Origin of the sequence: Capnocytophaga sp. oral taxon 338 str. F0234 (assembly GCF_000192225.1) — a bacterium.
Lineage (GTDB): Bacteria > Bacteroidota > Bacteroidia > Flavobacteriales > Flavobacteriaceae > Capnocytophaga.
Window position 1 is genome coordinate 1,402,488 of the sequence record NZ_GL872413.1, and the last position, 23,230, is coordinate 1,425,717.

The 23,230-nt window shown below is 37.1% G+C and carries 22 protein-coding genes; 11 read left to right on the forward strand and 11 right to left on the reverse strand.

The genetic code is table 11. From position 1 onward, the window contains the following. The first annotated feature begins 137 nt into the window (after positions 1 to 137). From HMPREF9071_RS06410 to HMPREF9071_RS06435, 6 genes are all read left to right on the forward strand, one after another. A complete protein-coding gene (locus HMPREF9071_RS06410; RefSeq protein WP_009745786.1) occupies positions 138 to 1,766 on the forward strand; it encodes an AMP-binding protein in 1,629 nt (542 codons plus the stop codon). A gap of 11 nt (positions 1,767 to 1,777) precedes the next feature. Continuing rightward, on the forward strand, positions 1,778 to 3,262 hold the full coding sequence (gene cysS, locus HMPREF9071_RS06415; protein WP_009745787.1) for a cysteine--tRNA ligase: 1,485 nt from the start codon (positions 1,778 to 1,780) through the stop codon (positions 3,260 to 3,262). Between the two features lie 75 nt (positions 3,263 to 3,337). After that, a complete protein-coding gene (locus HMPREF9071_RS06420; protein ID WP_009745788.1) occupies positions 3,338 to 3,973 on the forward strand; it encodes a hypothetical protein in 636 nt (211 codons plus the stop codon). Next, positions 3,970 to 4,662 carry a hypothetical protein gene (locus HMPREF9071_RS06425; protein ID WP_009745789.1) on the forward strand — a complete coding sequence of 231 codons (693 nt, stop codon included), beginning with the start codon at positions 3,970 to 3,972 and terminating at the stop codon, positions 4,660 to 4,662. The genes HMPREF9071_RS06420 and HMPREF9071_RS06425 overlap by 4 nt, the downstream gene beginning before the upstream one ends. A 71-nt stretch (positions 4,663 to 4,733) precedes the next feature. After that, a complete protein-coding gene (locus HMPREF9071_RS06430) occupies positions 4,734 to 6,911 on the forward strand; it encodes a DNA mismatch repair protein MutS (RefSeq protein ID WP_009745790.1) in 2,178 nt (725 codons plus the stop codon). Positions 6,912 to 7,416: 505 nt separating this feature from the next. Then, positions 7,417 to 8,226, forward strand: coding sequence for a DUF6291 domain-containing protein (locus tag HMPREF9071_RS06435; protein WP_009745791.1), 810 nt, complete (start codon positions 7,417 to 7,419; stop codon positions 8,224 to 8,226). Between the two features lie 71 nt (positions 8,227 to 8,297). On the opposite strand, the gene HMPREF9071_RS06440 is transcribed toward HMPREF9071_RS06435, so the two are convergent. After that, positions 8,298 to 8,870, reverse strand: a complete 573-nt coding sequence (locus HMPREF9071_RS06440; protein ID WP_009745792.1) for a hypothetical protein — start codon at positions 8,868 to 8,870, stop codon at positions 8,298 to 8,300. 13 nt (positions 8,871 to 8,883) lie between these two features. After that, positions 8,884 to 10,419: a helicase HerA-like domain-containing protein gene (locus HMPREF9071_RS06445; protein WP_009745793.1), complete on the reverse strand. Its 1,536-nt coding sequence runs from the start codon at positions 10,417 to 10,419 to the stop codon at positions 8,884 to 8,886. Between the two features lie 209 nt (positions 10,420 to 10,628). Here HMPREF9071_RS06445 and thiL point away from each other — a divergent pair, with 209 nt between their 5' ends. The 5 genes from thiL (at position 10,629) to HMPREF9071_RS06470 (ending at position 16,219) form a co-directional block, all read left to right on the forward strand. Beyond that, on the forward strand, positions 10,629 to 11,672 hold the full coding sequence (gene thiL / locus HMPREF9071_RS06450) for a thiamine-phosphate kinase (protein ID WP_040358057.1): 1,044 nt from the start codon (positions 10,629 to 10,631) through the stop codon (positions 11,670 to 11,672). Positions 11,673 to 11,765: 93 nt separating this feature from the next. Continuing rightward, a complete protein-coding gene (locus HMPREF9071_RS06455) occupies positions 11,766 to 13,421 on the forward strand; it encodes an adhesin (protein WP_009745796.1) in 1,656 nt (551 codons plus the stop codon). 115 nt (positions 13,422 to 13,536) lie between these two features. Then, a complete protein-coding gene (locus HMPREF9071_RS06460) occupies positions 13,537 to 14,301 on the forward strand; it encodes an alpha/beta fold hydrolase (RefSeq protein WP_009745797.1) in 765 nt (254 codons plus the stop codon). A gap of 1 nt (position 14,302) precedes the next feature. Then, positions 14,303 to 14,905: a ribosome biogenesis GTP-binding protein YihA/YsxC gene (yihA, locus tag HMPREF9071_RS06465; protein ID WP_009745798.1), complete on the forward strand. Its 603-nt coding sequence runs from the start codon at positions 14,303 to 14,305 to the stop codon at positions 14,903 to 14,905. Between the two features lie 57 nt (positions 14,906 to 14,962). Further along, entirely contained in the window at positions 14,963 to 16,219 is a 1,257-nt protein-coding gene (locus HMPREF9071_RS06470; protein WP_117601735.1) for an AMP-binding protein, read from the forward strand. Positions 16,220 to 16,297: 78 nt separating this feature from the next. Here HMPREF9071_RS06470 and HMPREF9071_RS06475 read toward each other — a convergent pair whose 3' ends face one another. From HMPREF9071_RS06475 to pncA, 9 genes are all read right to left on the reverse strand, one after another. Beyond that, entirely contained in the window at positions 16,298 to 17,272 is a 975-nt protein-coding gene (locus HMPREF9071_RS06475; RefSeq protein WP_009745800.1) for a glycosyltransferase family 2 protein, read from the reverse strand. Between the two features lie 31 nt (positions 17,273 to 17,303). Further along, the gene (gene aroB / locus HMPREF9071_RS06480; RefSeq protein WP_040358383.1) at positions 17,304 to 18,389 is read right to left on the reverse strand and encodes a 3-dehydroquinate synthase; all 1,086 of its coding nucleotides are present in this window, start codon (positions 18,387 to 18,389) and stop codon (positions 17,304 to 17,306) included. A 12-nt stretch (positions 18,390 to 18,401) separates the two neighbouring features. Further along, positions 18,402 to 18,899: a GNAT family N-acetyltransferase gene (locus tag HMPREF9071_RS06485; RefSeq protein ID WP_009745802.1), complete on the reverse strand. Its 498-nt coding sequence runs from the start codon at positions 18,897 to 18,899 to the stop codon at positions 18,402 to 18,404. A gap of 31 nt (positions 18,900 to 18,930) precedes the next feature. Next, the gene (locus HMPREF9071_RS06490) at positions 18,931 to 19,968 is read right to left on the reverse strand and encodes an RluA family pseudouridine synthase (RefSeq protein ID WP_009745803.1); all 1,038 of its coding nucleotides are present in this window, start codon (positions 19,966 to 19,968) and stop codon (positions 18,931 to 18,933) included. Between the two features lie 26 nt (positions 19,969 to 19,994). Continuing rightward, positions 19,995 to 20,606, reverse strand: a complete 612-nt coding sequence (locus tag HMPREF9071_RS06495) for a hypothetical protein (RefSeq protein WP_009745804.1) — start codon at positions 20,604 to 20,606, stop codon at positions 19,995 to 19,997. Between the two features lie 85 nt (positions 20,607 to 20,691). Further along, positions 20,692 to 20,955 carry a hypothetical protein gene (locus HMPREF9071_RS06500; protein WP_009745805.1) on the reverse strand — a complete coding sequence of 88 codons (264 nt, stop codon included), beginning with the start codon at positions 20,953 to 20,955 and terminating at the stop codon, positions 20,692 to 20,694. Between the two features lie 31 nt (positions 20,956 to 20,986). Continuing rightward, positions 20,987 to 21,685 carry a 4-hydroxy-tetrahydrodipicolinate reductase gene (gene dapB / locus HMPREF9071_RS06505; RefSeq protein WP_009745806.1) on the reverse strand — a complete coding sequence of 233 codons (699 nt, stop codon included), beginning with the start codon at positions 21,683 to 21,685 and terminating at the stop codon, positions 20,987 to 20,989. A gap of 76 nt (positions 21,686 to 21,761) precedes the next feature. Continuing rightward, a complete protein-coding gene (locus HMPREF9071_RS06510) occupies positions 21,762 to 22,610 on the reverse strand; it encodes a glycosyltransferase family 2 protein (protein WP_009745807.1) in 849 nt (282 codons plus the stop codon). A gap of 16 nt (positions 22,611 to 22,626) precedes the next feature. Next, positions 22,627 to 23,223, reverse strand: coding sequence for a bifunctional nicotinamidase/pyrazinamidase (gene pncA / locus HMPREF9071_RS06515; protein ID WP_009745808.1), 597 nt, complete (start codon positions 23,221 to 23,223; stop codon positions 22,627 to 22,629). Positions 23,224 to 23,230 lie beyond the last annotated feature (7 nt).

Genomic DNA, 23,230 nt, shown 5'->3' on the forward strand with positions numbered 1-23,230 from the left:
CTTTCTTTTAATTTTCTTTTGACTATCAAAAATAATGCCAAACTTTGTATAAGGTGTTTTTATAAGAAAAAATACCCATCTTATCTATTTTTCTCATTTATTTTTTATATTTTTGCCACTGGTTAAAAAAGAGAAATATGAACACTGCTTATGCTTATACTCATGGAGCTTCAGCCATTCCTTTGCTTGGAGAAACCATAGATGAGAACTTAAGAAAAACTGTTGAAAAATATCCTACACAAGAGGCTCTTATATGTGCTCATCAGAATTACCGTGCCACATACGAGGAGTTTTATGAACAGGTGTCACAGGTAGCTAAAGGGCTCATTGCATTAGGAGTAAAGCGAGGCGACCGTGTGGGAGTATGGTCTCCCAATTGTTACCAATGGACTCTGTTGCAATATGCTACTGCAAAGATAGGAGTTATCTTAGTGAATATTAACCCTGCTTATCGTACCAGTGAATTAATATATGTGATTAATCAATCAGGATTATCTGTTATGTTTTCTGCACTTCAATTTAAGAGCAGCAACTATAAGAAAATGATGGATGATGCTCGTGAATTCACCGATACTATCCGAAAAGTGATTTTTTGGGATGAGAGTTGGGATCGCTTCCTAAAGGAAGGTGAGCGTATCTCTAATGATACGCTATTGAGGCGAGAGGAAAAGGTACAATTTGATGATCCGGTGAATATCCAATACACTTCGGGGACTACAGGAAACCCTAGAGGAGTTACCCTTTCTCATCATAACATTCTGAACAATGCTTATTTTATAGGAATAAGAATGAACTATACCCACCTTGATAGGGTGTGCATTCCTGTGCCTTTCTACCATTGTTTTGGTATGGTTATTGGGAACTTAGCTTGTACCGTACATGGAGCTACTATGGTCATTCCTAATGATAGCTTCAACCCTATTAAAACTTTAGAAGTAGTGGAGCGAGAGCGCTGTACTTCCCTCTATGGGGTGCCTACGATGTTTATTGCGGAATTGCATGAGATGGAACAAAAGGTTTACGACCTCTCTTCACTTCGCACAGGGGTTATGGCAGGTTCTTTATGTCCGCCTGAAATTATGAAAAAGGTGAAGGAACAGATGAACATGCATGAGATTACCATCTGCTATGGAATGACAGAGACCTCCCCTGTTTCCACCCAAACAAAGATAGGGGTACCCTTTGAAAAACAAATCTATTCAGTAGGTACCATACAGGACCATTTGGAGATAAAGATTATAGACCCTCAAACAAAAGCTATTCTAAAGCGTGGTGAAAGTGGAGAACTCTGTACACGAGGTTATTCAGTAATGCTTAAGTATTGGAATAGTCCTGATGCTACCAAGCAAGTATTAGATGAACAGCGATGGATGCATACAGGAGACCTTGCTATGATGGATGAAGAAGGCTACTTACACATCTCAGGACGTATCAAAGACCTTATCATTCGCGGAGGAGAAAATATTTCCCCTAAGGAAATAGAAGATTTTCTTTATACCTACAAAGGGGTAATGGATGCCCAAGTAATAGGAGTCCCCAGTGAAAAGTATGGCGAAGAAATTATGGCATGGATTAAGCCTAAAGAAGGTGTTACCATCACCGAAGAGGAGATACGTGCCTTCTGTAAGGATAGAATTGCCCATTATAAGATACCTAAATATTGGAAATTTGTCAGCGAGTTCCCTATGACTATCTCAGGAAAAATACGTAAGGTAGAAATGCGTGAAATAGCAGCACGCGAATTAGGACTCACAACGGAAGAATAAAAAATGTAATTATGAATCATCAACTAAAAATATTTAATTCCCTCACAGGAGAAAAAGAAGTTTTTGTGCCTTTGCACGCTAATCATGTAGGAATGTACGTTTGTGGTCCCACCGTGTATAGCAATGTCCACTTGGGCAATGTACGTACTTTTATGTCATTTGATTTTGTGTATCGTGCTCTCAAGTTCTTAGGGTATAAGGTGCGCTATGTTCGTAATATTACCGATGCAGGACATCTTACGGATGATGGTGATGTAAATAACGATCGTTTTGTAAAACAATCTCGCCTCGAGAAACTCGAACCTATGGAGATTGTTCAAAAATATACGGTTGATTTTCACAAAGTATTAGAGATCTTCAATCTTCTTCCACCTACTATTGAACCTACGGCGACAGGACATATTTTGGAACAGATACAACTCACTGAAAAGCTCCTTAAGGATGGTTTCGCCTACGAAAGCAACGGCTCAGTATATTTTGATGTACTTGAGTACAACAGACGTGGGCTCAATTACGGCGAACTTTCTCGCAGAAATATTGAAGAACTCTTCGCCAATACCCGTGACTTAGACGGACAGGGTGAAAAGCGTAATCCTCAGGATTTTGCCCTATGGAAGAAAGCCTCTCCTGCTCATATTATGCGTTGGGCTTCTCCTTGGGGAGATGGTTTTCCTGGTTGGCACTTGGAATGTACGGTAATGAGTACCAAATATTTGGGTAATCAATTTGATATACATGGAGGAGGGATGGATCTTAAGTTCCCTCACCACGAATGTGAGATTGCGCAAGGAAAGGCAGGACATGGAGAAAGTCCTGTACGCTACTGGATGCATGCTAATATGCTCACGATGAACGGACAGCGTATGAGCAAATCCACAGGCAATTACATTCTGCCTATGCAGCTGGTCTCTGGCAATAATACTTTCTTTGAGAAACCCTTTGCACCTGCAGTGGTTCGCTTTTGCTTTATGCAAGCGCACTACCGCAGCGTATTGGACATCTCCAATGAGGCAATGCTTGCCGCTGAGAGGGGATTTGCTCGCCTGATGGAGGCTATGAAAACCATTAATGAACTTACCCCTACCAGTAATACTCCTACAGCACTTACTACTATGATAGAGAATTGGAAAGATAAATGTTATGATGCTCTTTTAGATGATTTCAATTCGCCTATGCTTATAGCGCACCTTTTTGAAGCGGTCAAATGGATTTTTCAAGTGAAAAATGATGAGGAAAAGATCTCTGCTGCTGAACTTAAAGAGCTGCAAACCCTTATGAATGCTTTTGTTTTTGATGTATTGGGTTTACAAAGTGAAGAACAAACCAATAATTATAATGACAAGCTTGATGGGGTACTCCAGTTGCTTATCAATATGCGAGAAGAAGCTCGCGCTAACAAAGATTGGACACTTTCCGATAAAATTCGTAATGAACTCTTAACGATTGGTATCCAGCTCAAGGACGGCAAGGAAGGAACATCTTACAATGTAATTTAGATAAAAATATAAGAAACTAATTGAAGGATTAGGCTTGAAAATATATACAAACTTATTATTAATTAGGGACGTATAATGAATTTATATTATAAACAAGTACAGATATTAGTTTTTTGTTTGATTGCTTTTATATCAAATATTGCATTATCACAAAATATAAGAGTAACTTATGCTTATGGAAGTAAGGATAAAGAAACTCAAGAATTAATGGATTTTGAAAATATCTATTCAGAACAGTTAATTTTTAAAGGAGCCTCTCTTGAAGGAAAACATTATGAAATTAGCATACAAGAGTTTACCCATGGGGAAAAAACCAATACAAAGCTCCTTTTTGATTCCTCTGAGATGGAATTTCTCAGGAATAATTCAAAAAAATTATCCCTAAAGTTCTTTTTTAAAATCACTGAAGGAAAACTAAAATCTGTTGTAAAGGGAATGCACTTTAGCAGTGCTAAGGTATATAATGAATTGAAAGACAACGCTGATTGGTATGTGTTAAAAGATTTTTTTGGATCAAAAAAAGAATGGTTTATTTCCGGTAATTTAGATAGAGAAATACCTATTTTGGCTATTATTACACCAAGAATGAATGCAGACGGGACAAAATCTTACTGTGAAGTAGTTCAATCAAAAATAATCCCTGAAGAATTTGGATTACATTTTAAAATTCCACATTATTTTTTAATAACTATCAAATTTAAAGAGAAATGAAATTCTTTGTTGTTTTACTTTTACTCATAAATGATACTGTTTTTGCTCAAATAGAAGGTGGATTTGCTATAATAAATGACAAAGATGGTTATGTAAATGTACGAAAAGAAAAAAGTGTCCACAGCAAAGTGGTTAAAAAACTTGACAACAATACCCTTATTTTTGTTTTTGAATATGATAAGGCTCAGGAGGGCAATTGGATCTATGCTGATAACGACGGATACATCTATAATGATAGAGTCAAATGGGTAGAAAAAATACCAAAAATAGCCAAAGGTATTGACAAAGGAAATGCTCTTGTCTTTGAAGGAAAAGGAATTCAGGTAACCCTTACCTCTGGAAAGTTTGACAAGAGAAAACATTCATTCAAGTATCATAAAGAATACCATGATGTAATAGAAAAAATAGATGGAAAACCTTTTTGGGGAACAGATGGTAATATGCCCAAGGAAGAATATAAGAGTATTGAGGTAAATATCCATGGAAAACAAATTTCTATTCCTAAAAGTGCTTATAGTGATTTGTATGCACCTAATTCTTATACAGACTTTCATTCTGCCCATTATGACAAAGACAGCGATACACTCTATATAGTGGCAAATAATGGTGATGGAGCAGGTGCTTATATGGTCTGTTGGCAGATAGAAAAAGGTGTCTACAAAGGGAGAAAAGTAGGGATTCCTTTTTAGTCATGGAAATTATGACTAAAAATTATAATTAAGGTACAAATCATTGAAACTTTAAAAAGAAACATACTCTTATGAATACAAAGACCTTGGAGGATTTGGAATTTATTACCCTTTTATCTTTAGTGGCTGCGCACACCCATACTCCTAAAGGGAAAGAAAAGGTGCTTGCACTAAAGCCATTGATTAATAGGGAGGCGATCACTACACTCCTACTCCAGACCAACGAGTACTTGACCTCCTTGGAAACACAGAACTATATCCCTTCTCATAACTTTGAAGAAATAGATTATGAGATACGCTTTCTTACCATAGAAAATAGCCTATTGGAACCGCATTCATTTGTTAAGATACGTGCTTTGAGCCAAACAGTTAATGCTCATTTAATTTTCTTTAAGAAATTTTATGACTACTATCCTACAATTGCTTCCTTATCTGAATCAATTCCTTATACTGAAGAAATAATCAAGGCAATCGATAACATTCTGGACAAGTTTGGTGAAATCAAGTCCGATGCTTCCGAAAAGCTTTACCAAGTGCGCACTGAGATAGCTACCCTCAAAGGGAAAATCAACCAGAGTTTCTCCCATGCTCTGTCTGAGTATAATACCTTAGATTATTTGGACGATATTCGGGAAACCGTGGTGGAGAACAGGCGTGTACTCGCTGTAAAAGCCACTTACAAACGCAAAGTGCGGGGTACAGTGCTCGGAAGTTCAAAAACGGGTAGCATTATTTACATAGAACCACACATTACTGAGCAATATTCCCGAGAACTTTCTCACCTGTTTCATGAGGAAAGAGAAGAAATAAGGCGTATCCTATTGCAACTTACCAATATCCTACGCCCTTTTGCTGACCTTCTTACCCAAAAACAAGACTACTTAATTACGATAGATGTAATTGCTGCCAAAGCCTACTTCGCTAAAGAAACACATTCCCTTTTGCCTGAATTGACAAATGAACGTGTGTTAGAACTTAGAGAGGCTTATCATCCTTTACTCATGCTAAGCAATGCAAAAAAAGGAAAACAAACCTTCCCACAAACCATTCGGTTGGATGACCAGCAACGCATTATTGTCATTTCAGGACCTAATGCTGGAGGAAAGAGCATTACCCTAAAGACTATTGGGCTACTACAACTGATGCTACAAACGGGCTTGTTACTACCCGTTCATAGAAAAAGTAAATTACCTATTTTCACTCATATCCTTACCGATATTGGAGATAATCAGTCTATTGAGAATCACCTGAGCACCTATAGTTATCGCCTCAAGAATATGAACTACTTTCTTAGGAAGTGTAATGAGACAACCCTTTTCCTCATTGATGAGTTTGGAACGGGAAGTGATCCTGAACTGGGGGGAGCTCTGGCAGAAATCTTTTTGGAGGAGTTCTACCATCGGAAAGCCTTTGGGGTAATCACCACTCACTATGCTAACCTTAAGATATTGGCTAATGAACTTCCTTTTGCTACCAATGCCAATATGCTTTTTAATAATAAGACACTGGAGCCTATTTACAAACTCATCATAGGCGAGGCTGGAAGTTCTTTTACCTTTGAGGTAGCCCAGAAAAATGGTATTCCCTATAGCCTCATCAATCGTGCTAAAAAGCGTATAGAAAAAGGCAAAGTCCGTTTTGATGCCACCATTGCTAAACTACAAAAGGAGCGTTCAGAAATGGAGAAAACGACCTCTTCTCTTAAAGAAGAAGAAGAGAAAACACGGGAGGAGGCCAAGCGCTTGGAGACGCTTAATAACAAGATACAAAGCAAACTCTCTTCCTATCAGGAACTCTACGACCAAAATCAGAAGTTTATCTATCTGGGTAGTAAAATCAATGAGATCGCCGAACGCTACTTTGAGGATAAGAAGCGCCGCCCGCTTATCTCCGAATTTCTCAAGATAGTGGAGACGGAAAACAGCAAGCGAAAAACCAAAAGCAAAAAGGAAAAAGAAGCTGAAGAAGCTCAAAAAAAATTGGCTCAGGAACAATTGCATAAGGAAATAGAAGCTGTTCGTCAGCAGAAGAAAATAGAGAAGAAAGCTCGTGAACACTCCCAGAAACAGGAAAAAATAGCACAGATACAATCCTTAAAAGTAGGTGACAGAGTACGGATAAAGGATAGCAAATCGGTAGGAGTTATTGATAAAATAGAGAAAGATAAGGCGCTTATTAACTATGGCATTTTTACCACCCTCACTGCTCTTTCCCAATTAGAATTGGTAGAGAAAAACAAAAATAAGTAACAAGTATATCCCCACACTCGCCGTGTGCGATACTTACTATCCCTGTTATCGCTTAAAACAAAGACAAAAAAGAAGAAAAATACAAATACAAAAAAATAAAGAAGAAGAAGAAATAAAATAAGGAACAAAAAACAAATAACGAAATCATTCATCATCACCAGCGACTTCTCCATTTTTCAAGAAAAAGGATTCTTTACCTTCCTTTGAAAGTGAATAGTAAAGTCGCGTGAACGAGTATGTGGGTGAAAAGTATAGCCAGCGAGTGCCCACAGCTGGGTATGTGGGTGAATAATGAATAGTGAACAGTTAAAAGTGAAGAATTAAAAGTTAAAAGTGAAGAATTTTTCGTTTTTCACTTTTCGTTTTTCACTTATTAAGGGGTGGACACTTCTCTGTCAGTTTTTTCTTGACATAGCTACAAAAATGTTGTATCTTTGCGGCGTTATTGAAGGAAGCACATCGCCCTTCATCTTCATGATTTCAGTAAACAAATCTCTTCATTATTATGAGAAAATTCTTCATCCTCTACAATGACATGCTCGAAGTACTTGACGAGCTCACCGACGAACAAGCCGGTAAACTCTTCAAAACCATCAAAGCCTATCAGCAACACCTAAACAATCATCTTGACCCTCAACCGCAAGAGATTCCTCCCTTCCCTGTGGATGACTTTGTAACTCGAATTGCCTTTGCCTCCTTCAAGGCTCAGTTCAACCGAGAAGCCAAACAGTGGAACCAAAGCGCCGTGAATAACAGAAAAAAGGGACGTATGGGAAACCTTAAGCGGTGGCATCCTGATATTTACAACAAAGTAGTAGCCCAAGAACTCTCCTTAGAAGAAGCTGAAGAGGAGGCTCGTAGTAAAAAAAACCGTCCTTCCAAGGGAAAAGAAACTAAAAAAGAGGAAAACATAGCGGAGCCTGCCCATAATTCTATGGAAAGTATCTCTATAGACCAGATTGTCCCTTATATTCCTAAAAAAAGGAATACATACTGGGAGATTAAACCCATAGAAGCACTTAAGGAGGAATACCTTAGCAATGAAAGGCTTACACAAGTAATGTTCAAGATACTAAATATCAACGATAAGCAACAGCTCTCTAAGCTCTTGTGTCAGTTCCACGAACACTTGGAATCACAGGGAGAATATGAGAAAGATATTCGGGACTACTGTAGCCATTTTAAGAATTGGATCCGGAAAAGGAAACAGGAGGAGGCGGTAGAGAAGCAGAAAAAAGCCGAAGAACAAGCACAATATCCCAGATACAGAACCTTTGGAATGAATGAACACGGGCAGGCGGTATACCTAGATTAAGTGAAAAGTGAAAAATATAGTCGTGTGAGTGAGTATGTGAGTGAAAAATATAGCTTTTTTATATGATAGGCTTAGTGTACCCAATTGATCATTAGGCTTTTTACTTTAGCATCCTCTGGAATACTCTCTATAGTATAGGTATCATCCAAGGGAGGAAGTAAGTCATTCTGATCAAAAGTAAAGAAAAGGTTACTTCCTTTAGGCATAACTACTACTGTGGAAATCAATTGCTCAAAGTCAAACTCTTTATATACTTTTTTAATTTCACCGAAAGTACTTCTCAATGAGATATTTTTGTCAGTCGCATAGCGACCATCTAATACCTGAACTCCTTGTATATACTGAGGCTTACCTTCCTGAGGAATACTAGGAGTAAGTTCCAGTAACTGTTTTTTTCCTTTTCCTTTCTCAAAGACAAGAAATCGTTCATCACTTATATACCTAAATTCTCCTTCAAGAGATGTTTTAACTAATGAATCATTTCTATAAAGAGAATCCAACTGGATTATTTTAGTACTTTTAGTTAGTTCTCCTACACTGTTATTAGTAATTAAGAATTTTTTATCTGTCTTTGAACAAGCACTCATTAATATAGTTACTATAACTATAGGAAGGAATCTTTTAAAAATGTCTTTTTTACTCATTGGGACAGGTTTATTATTTTTTCATCAGTTTACTCAGTACACCAAAGACACCACGGACAAAAGTAGCGCTGGTTAGTAGTTTCACTATTGGGTTTTGAGCAGTACTCTTTTTGGGAGTAGCTTTAGGGGCTGTGGCTGTATTAGGGGTTCTTGTTTCCGTCTTTTTAGAGGTTTCCTCTTTAGCTGAAGCAGCATTAGTATTAGCAATCTTAGCATTGAGTATCTCATAAGCACTTTCTCGGTCTATCACCTCATTGTATTTCTTTTTCAAGGAAGAGTGTTGTAGGACTTCCTTAATTTCATTATCAGAGAGAATATCCATGCGGCTCATAGGGGCTCTCATCATAGTTGCCACCAAAGGTGTAGGACGTCCTTTAGCATCAAGAGCTGTTACAAAAGCCTCTCCTGTTCCCAGTGAAGTAAGGGATTCAGGTACATTATAGAAGGAAGTTTCAGGATAGTTCTGAGCTGTAAGCTTAATGGCTTGGCGATCTTTGGCTGTGAAAGCACGTAAGGCATGTTGAATTTTCAATCCTAACTGAGAGAGTACTGCATCGGGTACATCTGTAGGAGTTTGTGTACAGAAAATAATGCCTACTCCTTTGGAACGAATAAGTTTGACAATATTCTCCAGTTGGTTAAGTAATGCCTTAGAAGCCTGATTGAATATCAGGTGTGCTTCATCAATAAAGATAACGAGTTTAGGCTTATCCTGGTCTCCTATTTCTGGGAAAGTGTTATAGATTTCAGCTAATAAACAAAGCATGAAGGTAGAGAACATCTTGGGGCGGTCTTGTATATCGGTTAGGCGAATAATATTAACCACTCCCCTACCCTTTTCATCTGTATGTAGGAGGTCTTCAGGTTCAAAACTTCTTTCACCAAAAAAGAGTTCTGCACCTTGATTTTCAAGTTCTACTATCTTACGTAAAATGGCACTGGTAGAAGAAGAGGATACTCGCCCGTATTCAGATTCAAATTCACTTTTTCCTTCCTCAGTGGCATATTGGAGTACCTTCTTAAGGTCTTTTAGGTCTAAGAGAGGGTACTGGTGGTCATCACAGTATTTGAACACTACGGCAAGGACTCCTTCCTGCACATCGGAAAGATCTAAGATACGAGAGAGGAGGACAGAACCAAATTCGGAGACTGTGGCACGCATACGCACGCCGTCCTGCTTGGAAATGGTTAGCAACTCTACAGGGAAAGCCTCTGGAAGATAGGGCAAGTTCATCTGAGCATGACGCTCTTTGATAAAAGGTTTTTCTTCTCCAATAGCTGCAATTCCACTGAGGTCTCCCTTAAGGTCCATAAGCAAGATAGGTACTCCTTCCTTGGAGAGATTTTCGGTAAGAGCCTGAAGGGTTTTTGTTTTACCAGTTCCTGTTGCCCCTGCAATAAGTCCATGCCTATTGAGATTCTTTAAGGGAATATTTACAAACAAATCTGCTATTGCTTTTCCCTGATACATAGCTCCTCCCAGTGTGATATATTTTCCATCCACAGTGTAACCTGCTTGAATGGTTTTTTTGAATTCTTCTAAGCTCATTTTATTTAAAGTAGAAAGTAAAAGAAGTTATTTGGGTGCAAAAGTACTTATTTTCCTTGAAAAAAATAGTGTTTTAACGAAATTTTATTTCAAAAAGAATAAAAATAGAAAGGAATATGAATTTTATTCCTTGTAAAATTAATCACAAATCATTAGCTAATGAATCATTATTATTTGTACCTTTGCCCTCAAAATTAGTATTCTATTCCATGTTAGAAGATAAGAACATTCACAAAACTTCGCTTGAGCAAATAGGAGAGTCTGGACTGATAGATATCCTCACACAAGGTTTTCCCTTACGTAACCCTTCCTCTCTCAAAGGCATTGGTGATGATGGAGCCGTGATAGATTTTGCCCATGAAAAAGCAGTTATTTCTACGGATTTGCTTATAGAAGGTGTTCACTTTAACCTTTCCTATATGCCCTTAAAACATCTGGGATACAAAGCGGTAATGGTGAATCTTTCCGATATTTATGCTATGAATGCAATAGCTACTCAAATTACTGTGTCCATAGCTGTCTCCAATCGTTTTCCTTTGGAAGCTTTAGAAGAGCTTTATGAAGGAATTCGCTTGGCTTGTGATATTTATAAGGTTGATTTGGTAGGCGGAGATACTACCTCTTCCTTGCGAGGACTGATTATCTCGGTTACCTCCATAGGGAAGGCACCTTTAGAGAAAATTGTTTATCGCAATGGAGCTAAGGAAAATGATCTTATTGTAGTGAGTGGTGATTTAGGAAGTGCTTATATGGGATTACAGGTATTGGAAAGAGAAAATGAGGTGTTCAAGGTAAATCCTAATTTGCAACCAGATTTGGAACCCTATCAATACCTTATTGAAAGGCAACTTAAGCCTGAAGCACGTAAAGATATAGTACTCTTATTGGAAAAATTGGGAGTGAAGCCTACTTCCATGATGGACATCAGTGATGGGCTTTCCTCTGAGCTTTTGCATATCTGTAAACAATCTCAAGTAGGGTGTCGCTTAATGGAAGAAAAAATTCCTCTTGATCCTGTGCTAATAAATGCTTGTGAGGAATTTAACCTCAGTAGTACTATGGTAGCCCTTAGTGGTGGAGAAGATTATGAACTACTCTTTACTATTTCCCAAGCAGATTATGATAAGATAAAAGGCAATCCTAACTTAAGTGTAATTGGCTATATTACAGATGCTTCACAAGGTTGTAACCTTATTACTCGTGCTAATGAGGCTATTCCTTTGGAAGCTCGTGGTTGGAATGCTTTTAGATAAAAAGTGAAATTATTCAAAATTTCTTAGGAAATTCATTTTTTTTACGTATATTTGCCTCCTAATTTGTGAAATTTGTAAATAAAAACTAAGCTTATGAGAACGGTTCTTAGCTTTATCCTTACCCTTTCTGTAGGAGCTACACTGCTCGCTCAAGAGAGTGATACGCTGACCACTCGCTATAAGGTACTTGCCAAAGGAAACCTTTATATTACAGGAAATAATATTCTTAATCGGCAAGAGGGAAAAAAACTCTCAGCCAATAAGGCTAATGATGATACTACAACAGGTATGAAAGTCAATGATAACCAGACTATGGAATACATTGATATAGATAAAGATAAGAATACTTTCTCCTCAAGTGCTGCTAATGTTCTTCTCCCTAAGAATAGCAAAATCCTTTTTGCGGGACTCTATTGGAGTGCCACTTATCCCTTTGAACGAGGAGAGTTAAAGGCAGGTAAGGTAGTTATTTCAGATGCCAAACGAGAACCTGTAGAGGAAGTGCTCCTAAAGCTTCCCAAAGGGAAATATACCTCCGTAAAGGGGCAGTTTGTTTTTGATGGTAGTACTGATTCTCGCTTTATTGACAAAAATGCTCCTTATGTGATGTTTGCCGATGTTACTAAACTGCTTCAGGAAGCCAAACGTTTGGACGGAGAGTACACTGTTGCCAACATACGATCTGCTAAAGGAATGATTACCGGTGGAGCTTGTGCTGGGTGGGCACTTGTTATCGCTTATGAGAATCCACAAGAGCCTTTTAGAAAAATAGATATTAAGGATGGTTTCTTGGCAGTGAAGGAAAGTAAGGATGTTATCTTTACTAATTTCAAAATTCCTTCTGTAAAAGAAGTATTCCCCCGCCTTATAGGAGCTGCATTGGATGCCGATATTGACCAAGGGGAGAATAAAATGGGAATCTTCTCTCAAAAAGTAGGTATCTATATGGAAACACGAACAAGAAAAGTAAAAAATTTCCTTAATAGTTCTATTACTTATGGAGAAGATATTATTAAGGAAAGAAAGCCTAATAGTAAAAATACTTTAGGGATAGATATTTTCTCTGTAGAAGTACCTAATTATGATTTTGAAGTATTTCCAGTAGGGGGTGATTTTCTAAGGGTGAACTTCTCTTCCACCCATGATGAATTCTATACTTACCTCTTGGGGTTGGCTATACATACGGAAGAGGGCACTTCCTTACGGGATGAGGAAGTGGATAGAATCCTAGGAAAGAAGCCAACTCCTAAGCCTGTAACCCATCAAGCCCAAACACCTGTAAGTACTCAGGAAAAGCAACCTGTCTCAACTGCAGTACAACCTAAAACAACCCTGCAGCCCAAAACAGAAGTGGCTCAAGCGGGTATTGCTAAAGTGACCAATACTCAAAATCCTATCTCAAAACCTGTACAACAACAGCCTTCCTCACAGTCAGTTTCTGAAAAGGCAGAAATCCCTTCTAATGTGTATAAGATAAAAGTAGATAATGTAAAGAAAGGTTGTTATCTTATCTTAGGGGCTTATTCTTCTAAAGAAAATGTAGATAAATACATATTCAACCTCCGACAAAAAGGAATGCATGCAGAAGGTTCTTTCTTCTATCCTGTTAAGAATTTGCATTATGCTTATTCTTATTATCTTCCTACTTATGAGGAAGCTCTCAAGAAGCAAAGGGAAGTAAATACACTTAAAAAAGCAAATCCTGCTCTTGAGAAAGTGAAAGATGTTTGGATACTTATTGTTGAATAATTAGCTGTATATTAATTATTCAGATGTCATATAGCTAACTGAAAATATTTTTTTTCATGCAGAAGGTTATTTGATAAATATTTTATATTTTTGTAGTCAATAGAACCAAAAAGAAATGATAAATCTTTTTCGTAAAAAAGAAGACAAATTCTCCTATATAGAGAAAGGTGAGGGAGTTCCAATAATCCTATTACATGGGCTTATGGGGGGGCTTAGTAACTTTGATAGCACTATTGAGTTCTTTTCAAGAAATTACAAAGTAATAGCTCCAGAATTGCCCATATATGACCTTCCTTTGCTCTCAAGTACAGTAAAAAACCTTACCAATTGGCTTACTCGCTTCATTAATCACAAAGGTTTTGAGCAGGTTATTCTTCTGGGAAATTCTTTAGGTGGGCATATAGGGTTACTTTATACTAAGTTACATCCCAAAAAGGTAAAAGCCCTTATCCTTACAGGGAGTTCCGGATTATACGAAAGTGCTATGGGAGACAGTTACCCTAAGCGAGGTAGTTATGAGTTTATTCAAAAGAAATGTCAAGATGTGTTCTATGATCCTGAAACAGCTACTAAGGAGTTGGTAGATGAAATATTTGCTATCGTAAATGACCGTACTAAGGTGATCAAAACTCTTTCTATTGCAAAGAGTGCTATTCGTCATAATATGGCTAAGGATTTACCAAATATGAAAACCCCCACTTGTCTTATCTGGGGAAAAAATGACCCTGTGACACCGCCGAAAGTAGCTGAGGAGTTTTACGAACTATTACCTAATGCTTCTCTTTATTGGATAGACAAATGTGGACATGCTCCTATGATGGAACATCCAGACCAGTTTAATGAAGTATTGAACAAATGGCTTACAGCTAATAACTTGTAAGATGGAAATCAGACAAGCCTCCTTTGTAATGAGTAATACTCAGATTGCTAAGTGCCCTGCTCATGGATTAGCCGAATATGCTTTTATAGGTAGGTCTAATGTAGGAAAATCCTCCCTTATTAATATGCTTACCAATCATAAGGGACTTGCTAAAACTTCCTCTAAACCAGGGAAAACACAGCTTATCAATCATTTTCTTATTAATAAAAATTGGTATTTAGTGGATTTGCCGGGGTATGGGTATGCACAAGTGTCCAAGCAGTCTAAGAGAGTCTTCCAGCAATTTATTACAGATTATTTTAAGAAACGCAAGGAACTTGTTTGTGCTTTTGTCTTAGTGGATATACGTCATAAGCCTCAGAAGATTGACTTAGAGTTCATGCAATGGCTGGGAGAAAATACAATCCCTTTTGCTATCATCTTTACCAAAGCGGACAAACTCACTGACAAACTTATAGAGGAACATATAACTGCCTATCAGGGAATCCTCTTAGAGCAATGGGAGGAGATGCCTCCTTACTTTATCTCTTCTTCTGTAAATAAGTTAGGAAGAACTGAAATACTCAATTATATAGAAGATATCAATAATTCATTAACGCACTGATATTTTCTTTATGTTTATCCCCATGATACCTGAAATAGAAAAAAAAGTAAAGCTGAAATCCAACAATTTCAAGAGAAAAAACTTCAAGAACTCTTACAATATCTCAAAGAAAAATCTCCTTATTATCAGCGTATATTTAAGGAGAATGATATTGATATAGAGAAAATAAAAACTTTAGATGACCTTCAGAGACTTCCTACCACTTCCAAGGATGACCTCCAGTACTATAATGATGATTTCCTTTGTGTCCCTAAAACAGCCATTGTGGACTATGCCTCTACCTCGGGGACTCTGGGAACCCCTGTTACTTTTGGACTCACGGATAAGGATTTAGACCGTTTGGCGTATAATGAGGCTATTTCTCTCTCCTGCGGAGGAATTCAAAAGGGAGATGTCGTACAGCTAATGACTACTATTGACCGAAGATTCATGGCAGGATTGGCTTATTTTCTGGGAATTCGTAGGCTTGGGGCAAGCATTGTTCGTATAGGTGCTGGAATTCCAGAACTCCAATGGGATTCTATAAACTCTTACCATCCTAAGTATTTGATAGCGGTGCCTTCTTTCCTATTGAAAATGATAGAATATGCCGAAAAAAATAATATTGACTACTTAAGATCGTCTATAAAAGGGGTTATTTGTATAGGAGAAACACTTCGTGAACAGGATTTCTCCCCTAACTTACTCACTCAAAAGATTATGGAAAAATGGCCATCCATTGCGCTATATTCCACCTATGCTTCTACTGAGATGAGTACTACTTTTACGGAATGTGAATATAAACATGGTGGTCACCATCATCCTGAACTAATTATTACTGAAGTATTGGATGAACAGGGGAATGCCCTTCCCTTAGGAGAACTGGGAGAGCTTACCATTACCACTCTTGGAGTAGAAGGTATGCCTTTGCTACGTTTTCGCACAGGGGACATGGTAACTCTTTATCAAGATAAATGCCCTTGTGGAAGGAATACTATAAGAGTAAGTCCTGTGGTAGGCAGAAAGCAACAAATGATAAAATATAAAGGAACTACCTTATACCCCCCTGTATTGATGGATTTATTGACTGAGTTCACTCAAGTGGAGAACTACATCATAGAAATTAGTAATAATGAAATCCTCACCGATGAAATCCTTATTAAAATAGGCACTCATACTCCTTCAGAGGCTCTTAAAGAAGAAATAGCCAATCACTTCCGTGCTAAAATGCGGGTGGTACCCAAGATAGAATTCTATCAGGTGGAAGCTATAGAAAAACAACTTTATCCTAAGGGAAGCCGTAAGCCCGTAAAATTCATTGACAAACGAAAGTAATTTTGAGTTTATATTCTTTATAAGCTTCCATACCAAGTATTCACATATTCAAGCACTGCGTATTTGCTTTAAGTTTTATTAAATATTATGTTTTATAAAATGTTGGTATACAACGGAAGATATTGAGTAATAATTCTCTAAAGAAGGATTCTCTCTCTTATAGTAGAAATGGCAAAAATACCTATAGAAAGAAAAGTGAGCTCTGATAATAGCCCAAGTGTTACTTATTTTTCCTTGAAGGAAAAAGCGTATCCCTGCAATTCCATCTAAAATCATTCGTAAAAAAATAACAGAGAACCACTTACCTTTAGGAAGATTCTTTAAAAGCATAAACAAACTATTACGGAAGTTCAAATATATTTTCTTAGGACTCCCTTCATTTAAGGTAGCCCCTCCTAAGTGATACACCTGTGATTGAGAGGTATAATATACTTTATAACCCTTATTCTGTGCTCGCCAACATAGGTCTATTTCCTCTTGGTGAGCAAAAAAATCCTCATCAAAACCTTGCAAAATATCAAAGACTGATTTCCTGATAAAAAAGCAAGCTCCTGATGCCCAAAATATCTCTTTATTATCTTCATATTGCCCCTTATCCTCTTCTATGGAGTCAAAAATACGTCCTCTGCAATAAGGATAGCCATATTTATCTATATAACCACCTGCAGCACCTGCATATTCAAAAAGATTCTTCTGCCTGTAGGATTTTATCTTAGGTTGCAATATACTAATTTGAGATTGTTGTCCAAAAATGGTTATAGGAGCCTCAAGCCAATGAGGAGTTACCTGTACATCGGAATTAAGTAAGCAATAGATATCTGCTGATATGTGCTTTAAGCCTTCATTATATCCTTTGGCATAGCCATAGTTATGTGTATTCTGTATAATTCTCACTTGAGGATAGTACTTTTGCAGAAAAGCAATACTCTCATCGGTAGAGGCATTATCTATCACATACAGATCAGCCTCCTTAGAATAAGTGACTACCGAAGGTAAAAACTGTTCTAACAAGTGCATTCCGTTCCAGTTAAGTATAACAACAGCAATATTCATAAGTTAAGTAAAGGTCAGTTTTAAGGATTTTTTAATGTTTATTCTCTGAAAGAGGAGTCATGTAATAAACAAAGGCTTCTTGAATGAAGGACTCTTCTACTTCCATATTCCACTGAGGTACTCCTATTTCTTTAAGTAGAACAAAATAAATATGCCCATATACATTCTTTTTGTCATACTTGAGTAGTTCTAATATAGCTTTAATCTCATCGGTACTGAATTCTTCTTGAGGAAAATATTCCAGAAGAGTAGTTTTAATTTCTTCCACCTGCTTCCAAGAGAAATTGATAACTTTATGAGAGAGGAAAGCAGCCAAAATCATCCCAATAGCCACTGCTTCTCCATGAAGTAAATGTTTGCATCGGTGTGCTAAGGAATAAGATTCTATAGCATGTCCTAAGGTATGCCCAAAATTTAATATTTTACGGAGCCCTTGTTCTTTAGGATCTTGTAAGACTACTTGATGCTTAATAAGTACCGATTCATAAATAATCTCCTCAAGATCATCAGTAGTAAGAGTACTTAAGTGTTGCATTTTCTCCCAATAATGAGGAGACTGTATCAGTCCATGCTTGAACATCTCTGCTAAACCACTGCGAAACTCTTCTTTAGGAAGAGTATTAAGGTAATTAATATCTATTAAAAGGAGTTGAGGGTTATTAATGACCCCTATTTGGTTCTTCAGTGCTCCCAAATCTATTCCTGTTTTTCCTCCAATAGAGGCATCAACCATAGCCAAGAGAGAGGTAGGAATATTAATGAAATCAATCCCTCTCTTAAAGGTAGAAGCCACAAAGCCTCCCATATCGGTAATTACGCCTCCTCCTATATTGATAAACAGGCTTTTCCTATCGGCACCTAAGTCCGAAAGTGTTTGCCAGAGGGAAAGACAAGTATCTAAATTCTTATGCTCTTCACCAGCCTCTACTTCTATAATCTCCACCTCAAAAGGGAATTTCTGTAAGAAGGTATACACGCAGCATTCATGTGTATGGGTATCAGAAAGAAGAAATATTTTAGAGTATTTCCTCTCCTTTACCCAATTTGTTAGACACTTATAGCCGTCTTCACCAAAGTAAATGAAATAACTCCCAGTATTAATCTCTTTTACGTTCATCATGTTCTCTAATTATCTTAAAATCTTTTGAAAGGCTTCTCTTTTCCCATCGCGTACCTGAATAATGCCACAGTAAGTATATCCTTGTTTCTCCAGAATATGCTTCATAACATAATTATCATAATTCGTATCTACCCGTATAGAGTGGATTTTAGCGTTGGTAGAAATCTTTTCAGCCTGTTGCATAATGTAGGATCCTAAGCCTTTATTCTTACCTTTTTCACTTACTGCCATTCTATGAATAACTGTATAGGGGGCAGTATTCAACCAAGCTCCCACAATATTCTGGTAAGTAGGCTCTCCTTCGAGACTGATAGCCACGTAAGCAATAATCTCGTTCTCCTCTTCCACTACATACGCATGCCCTTGGGTTATATCCTCTGTGATAGTCTCCCTAAAGGGATAACCATCTTGCCACTGCTGGCTTCCCCTTTGCTTCATTATTTTTTTAGCATAAAGAATAATCTGCCATATAGGCTCTAAGTCAGTTATCTTTGCTTGTCTGAACATGAATTTTACTTTTTTATCTTTTACGTATTTACTATACTCCTCTGTTTTTAATATAATTACGCCACTTCTCTATACATTCTTGCATATCTTGGGGAATTTCACTATCAAATCGAAGCATCTGTCCAGTAGAGGGCTTTTCTATGCCTAAGGTTTTGGCATGGAGCGCTTGACGAGGTAATACTTTAAAGCAATTCTCCACAAATTGTTTATACTTAGTAGAAGTAGTTCCCTTAAGTATCTTATCTCCTCCATAGCGTTCATCATTAAAGAGAGGGTGTCCTATATAGGTAAAGTGTGCACGAATCTGGTGAGTACGTCCTGTTTCCAAGCGACAGGAAACAAGGGTTACATACCCAAAGCGTTCTAATACTTTGTAGTGGGTGATGGCTTCTTTTCCCTCACTTCCATCAGGGAAAACAGTCATCTGTAAACGATTTTTAGGATGTCTGCCTATATGTCCCGTAATGGTACCTTCATCCTCTGGGATATTTCCCCACACAAGAGCAATATACTCTCGTTCGCTCGTTTTATTAAAGAATTGTTTGGCTAAGTGATTCATTGCCTCTTCCGTTTTGGCAACTACAAGTAAGCCACTGGTGTCTTTATCTATTCGGTGTACAAGTCCCGGACGGTCAGAACTATTTTTAGGTAGCTGTTCAAAGTGATAGATAAGCCCATTAATAAGAGTTCCTTGATAATTTCCATGTCCCGGATGCACTACCAAACCTGCAGGTTTGTTAATGATAATCAGTTCCTCATCTTCATAGACAATATTCAAGGGAATAAGTTCAGGTACTAACAAATATTCATGAGGAGGATGAGCGAACATAACTTTTACCTCGTCATTAGCTTTTACACGATGATTGGATTTTACAGCCACTCCATTAACAAATATATTTCCATCCTTAGCTGCTTGTTGTACCTTGTTGCGAGAGGCATTTTCTACAAAATTCATCAGAAACTTATCCACTCTTAAAGGTTCTTGTCCTTTCCCTGCCTTAAAGCTATAATGTTCATATAACTCATCATCTCCAGAGAAAGACTCATCTATTAAATAGTCATTGAGCATTTTTAGTCAATATAGATATTAATTCATTATTCGTTAATCATTATTTTGAGATTCTTCCAGCGTTTCCGAGTGTTAATATAATTCTCTAATTCTTTTTTTGCATTTTTTTCCATTGCATGAGAGGCATACTCTTGCATTACTTCTTGTTGGTAACCTGCTTTCTCTTGTACTGTAGGTTCTTTGTAAGTGATTCTATGCTTTTCATCAGAAATATCTATGAATTCATATTTGAATATACCTTTTTTATCTTTTGTAAATAAAATAAATTGAAAAAAAGCATCTTTACGCTTTCCTTTGAGGTCTCCTTCGAAAAAGGTCATAAAGAAAATACGTCCATCCGTCTGCATACGTTCTCCAAAAAATAAACTTATTTGGGTATTCTCATTCTTTTGTGGAATTGCTTGTAACAGATTATGATAAAGCTCTTTGAAAAGAGGCACTTTTGTCTTATCTTCTATGGGAGGATTCTTTGCCATTGCTTCAAAATCCTTAGTGCAAAAAGCATATACAAAATCGGTAAGATAGTTCTCCTTATAAGCCCACTGCTTTTCTCCTTCCACATATAGCTTATATTTTTCCTGTGCCAAAGAAGAGAAAAAGGTGAGTACTGTAAAAAATATATAAAGTATTTTAGTCATTTTTTATATTTATATCAAAAAACACCAATTGCATTATATGAATATAAATACAATTGGTGTAAGTTAGGTGATAGCAAAACTTCTTTTAGCTTAAAGCATTAATTTTTGCTATAATAGCATTTACTTCTTCTTCAAAGTTCTTAAGGAGTTGCTTATAGAAAACACCTTTGTTTTCAGTAGGGTGGTTAATTTGTTCAAGGTATTTGTCATAAGTGTTATAGATATCATCTACAATTCCTTGTGAGGTTTCACTTTTCTTATCGGTAACCAACTCCCAAATAATAAGAGTATCTACTAATTCCCCTAAAACAGAAGCAACATTTTTTTTTAAACGTCTTACGCTTGCCATAAAATTTATTTTTATAAATTATCTATTTATTTTATTTGCTGAAAAGTACCTCTTTCATAGAGAATACTCCTTTTTTTCCTATAATCCATTCAGCTGCTAATACAGCACCCAAGGCAAACCCCTCTCGGCTATGGGCTGTATGTTTGATTTCAAGAGTATCTACAGCGCTTTTATAAGTAATTATATGAGTTCCTGGTACATTATCAATGCGCTTGGCTGTGATAGGAATTTTACCCTCTGTAGCCTCTCCAAGCTCCCAACCTGTTTTATCTGAACAAGCCATGATTTCCTCTGCCAGAGTAATGGCTGTTCCACTAGGAGCATCTAACTTTTGAGTATGATGAATTTCTTCAATAGAAACACTATATTCAGGATGATTGTGCATTAGTTGTGCTAAGGTTTTGTTCAATTCAAAGAAAATATTCACCCCTATACTGAAATTAGAAGCGTATAAAAAGGCTGTATTATGTGCCTTACACAGTGCCTCTGCTTCGGAATACTTATCAAGCCAACCTGTAGTTCCTGCTACAGTAGGCACTCCCGCTGTTAATGCTTTACTGATATTGGCAAAAGCACTCTGTGGTGTACTGAACTCAATAGCCACCTCTGCTTGAGTAATATCATAGTCCTGAGGAGCATCTATTTTTAAGACAATTTCATGCCCTCGTTCAAGGGCTATACGCTCAATAGTTTTCCCCATTTTCCCGTAACCTAATAGTGCTATTTTCATTTTTATAAGTTACTTTTATTGTAGCGCAAAAGTAAGGAAAAAATTACTATACAGCAAATTTTCTTATCAACAATTATTAAAACTTTCTTCGGATAGCCTTCCAACGATATTTGCGTATCCACTTACCTTCATTTTCATTAACTAAAAATGATTGCTTTTCTTTTTTTGCCTTAAAATAACCTTTAATATAGTCCCTCAAGAGAGAAAAACTCTTTTTCCTATAAGCTAACTTAGCACTTGCCAAAAATGAAAGAACCTCTCCATAACGTAGGCGATAGAACATCCCACCTTGTAAGTATTGTGCTTGCTTATTATAAGCACTTGCCGTAGGTCGTAAATGCTTCACGATAAGATTCTTATCTACCATCACCTCCCACTGATGATATTGTGCCAGTAATTCATCTACTGTATCCCAACCCATCGCCTCCCTAAGCCCTCCAATAGCTTCAAAACATTCCTTTCGATAACTTTTCAGAGCTCCTCGTAAGTGATTCTTATTAGTAAGATTCTCTACTATCCACCCTCCTTCCTTTTCTATACTGCATACTCCTCCACACATGCCTAACTTTGAATTCTCAGTGTAATGCTGCTCTAAGGTAGCTAAATAGTTTGCAGGGAAAATAAGGTCAGCATCAAACTTACAAATTATCTCTACTTCCGATAATAAGGGCAAAGCTGAGTTAAAGGCTTGCACTATCTTTGCCCCAGGTAAGCGATACTCTGATGAACTTCGGTAGAGTTTTTGCACATTAGAATACCGAGCACAGTATGCCGATAAGATCTCTTGGGTATTATCTGTGGAGTTATCATCTATCACAATAATTTGATGTGGAGGAAAGCTCTGTCCTAATAGGGAATCCAAGGTTTGTGACAAAAAATTACCCTCATTATGTGCAGGAATAATGATACCAAATCGCTTTTTCACGTCTGCTTTTTATGTTTTAAGGTAGTAAAGTAAAGTTGGGGTAAGTATGAAGCTCTCTTTTCTGTTGTTCAAAGGATTCCTTATTGATAGCTCTTGTACAATGTTCATGTAAGAATACTTTATATCCCAGACTTAATGCGTCCATCATGGAAAAATATACACAATAATCTGCCGCCAACCCTACAAAATGGAGTTCTTCTATGGATAATCCCTTCAAATAACCATCTAACCCTGTGCTTTTTAGTTGTTGATTATCAAAAAAAGCACTATAACTGTCTATATCAGGATTTGTCCCCTTGCGAAATATAGCAGCAATAGTATTCATTTGCAATTCTGGGAGGAAATTAGCTCCTTCACTGCCTTGTACACAGTGAGGAGGCCAGAGAGTTTGTTCGTAACTATCCTTAGTGATGGATTCAAAAGCCTTTTTCCCTTTATGATGAGTGAAAAAGCTAAAATGATTTTCCGGATGCCAATCTTGAGTAGCTATTATATGGTCAAACTGTAGTATCAAACGATTTACAGGAGCTATAATAGCCTTTCCATCGGGTACAGGAAGCGTCCCTGTAATAAAATCATTTTGAATATCTATTAGTATAAGTACTCTATTCATAGTATGA

Coding starts and splice junctions, on each gene's coding strand:
- HMPREF9071_RS06410 (WP_009745786.1), top strand. CDS start 138: ATGAACACTGCTTATGCTTATACTCATGGAGCTTCAGCCATTCCTTTG.
- cysS (WP_009745787.1), top strand. CDS start 1,778: ATGAATCATCAACTAAAAATATTTAATTCCCTCACAGGAGAAAAAGAA.
- HMPREF9071_RS06420 (WP_009745788.1), top strand. CDS start 3,338: ATGAATTTATATTATAAACAAGTACAGATATTAGTTTTTTGTTTGATT.
- HMPREF9071_RS06425 (WP_009745789.1), top strand. CDS start 3,970: ATGAAATTCTTTGTTGTTTTACTTTTACTCATAAATGATACTGTTTTT.
- HMPREF9071_RS06430 (WP_009745790.1), top strand. CDS start 4,734: ATGAATACAAAGACCTTGGAGGATTTGGAATTTATTACCCTTTTATCT.
- HMPREF9071_RS06435 (WP_009745791.1), top strand. CDS start 7,417: ATGAGAAAATTCTTCATCCTCTACAATGACATGCTCGAAGTACTTGAC.
- HMPREF9071_RS06440 (WP_009745792.1), bottom strand. CDS start 8,870: ATGAGTAAAAAAGACATTTTTAAAAGATTCCTTCCTATAGTTATAGTA.
- HMPREF9071_RS06445 (WP_009745793.1), bottom strand. CDS start 10,419: ATGAGCTTAGAAGAATTCAAAAAAACCATTCAAGCAGGTTACACTGTG.
- thiL (WP_040358057.1), top strand. CDS start 10,629: ATGTTAGAAGATAAGAACATTCACAAAACTTCGCTTGAGCAAATAGGA.
- HMPREF9071_RS06455 (WP_009745796.1), top strand. CDS start 11,766: ATGAGAACGGTTCTTAGCTTTATCCTTACCCTTTCTGTAGGAGCTACA.
- HMPREF9071_RS06460 (WP_009745797.1), top strand. CDS start 13,537: ATGATAAATCTTTTTCGTAAAAAAGAAGACAAATTCTCCTATATAGAG.
- yihA (WP_009745798.1), top strand. CDS start 14,303: ATGGAAATCAGACAAGCCTCCTTTGTAATGAGTAATACTCAGATTGCT.
- HMPREF9071_RS06475 (WP_009745800.1), bottom strand. CDS start 17,272: ATGAATATTGCTGTTGTTATACTTAACTGGAACGGAATGCACTTGTTA.
- aroB (WP_040358383.1), bottom strand. CDS start 18,389: ATGAACGTAAAAGAGATTAATACTGGGAGTTATTTCATTTACTTTGGT.
- HMPREF9071_RS06485 (WP_009745802.1), bottom strand. CDS start 18,899: ATGTTCAGACAAGCAAAGATAACTGACTTAGAGCCTATATGGCAGATT.
- HMPREF9071_RS06490 (WP_009745803.1), bottom strand. CDS start 19,968: ATGCTCAATGACTATTTAATAGATGAGTCTTTCTCTGGAGATGATGAG.
- HMPREF9071_RS06495 (WP_009745804.1), bottom strand. CDS start 20,606: ATGACTAAAATACTTTATATATTTTTTACAGTACTCACCTTTTTCTCT.
- HMPREF9071_RS06500 (WP_009745805.1), bottom strand. CDS start 20,955: ATGGCAAGCGTAAGACGTTTAAAAAAAAATGTTGCTTCTGTTTTAGGG.
- dapB (WP_009745806.1), bottom strand. CDS start 21,685: ATGAAAATAGCACTATTAGGTTACGGGAAAATGGGGAAAACTATTGAG.
- pncA (WP_009745808.1), bottom strand. CDS start 23,223: ATGAATAGAGTACTTATACTAATAGATATTCAAAATGATTTTATTACA.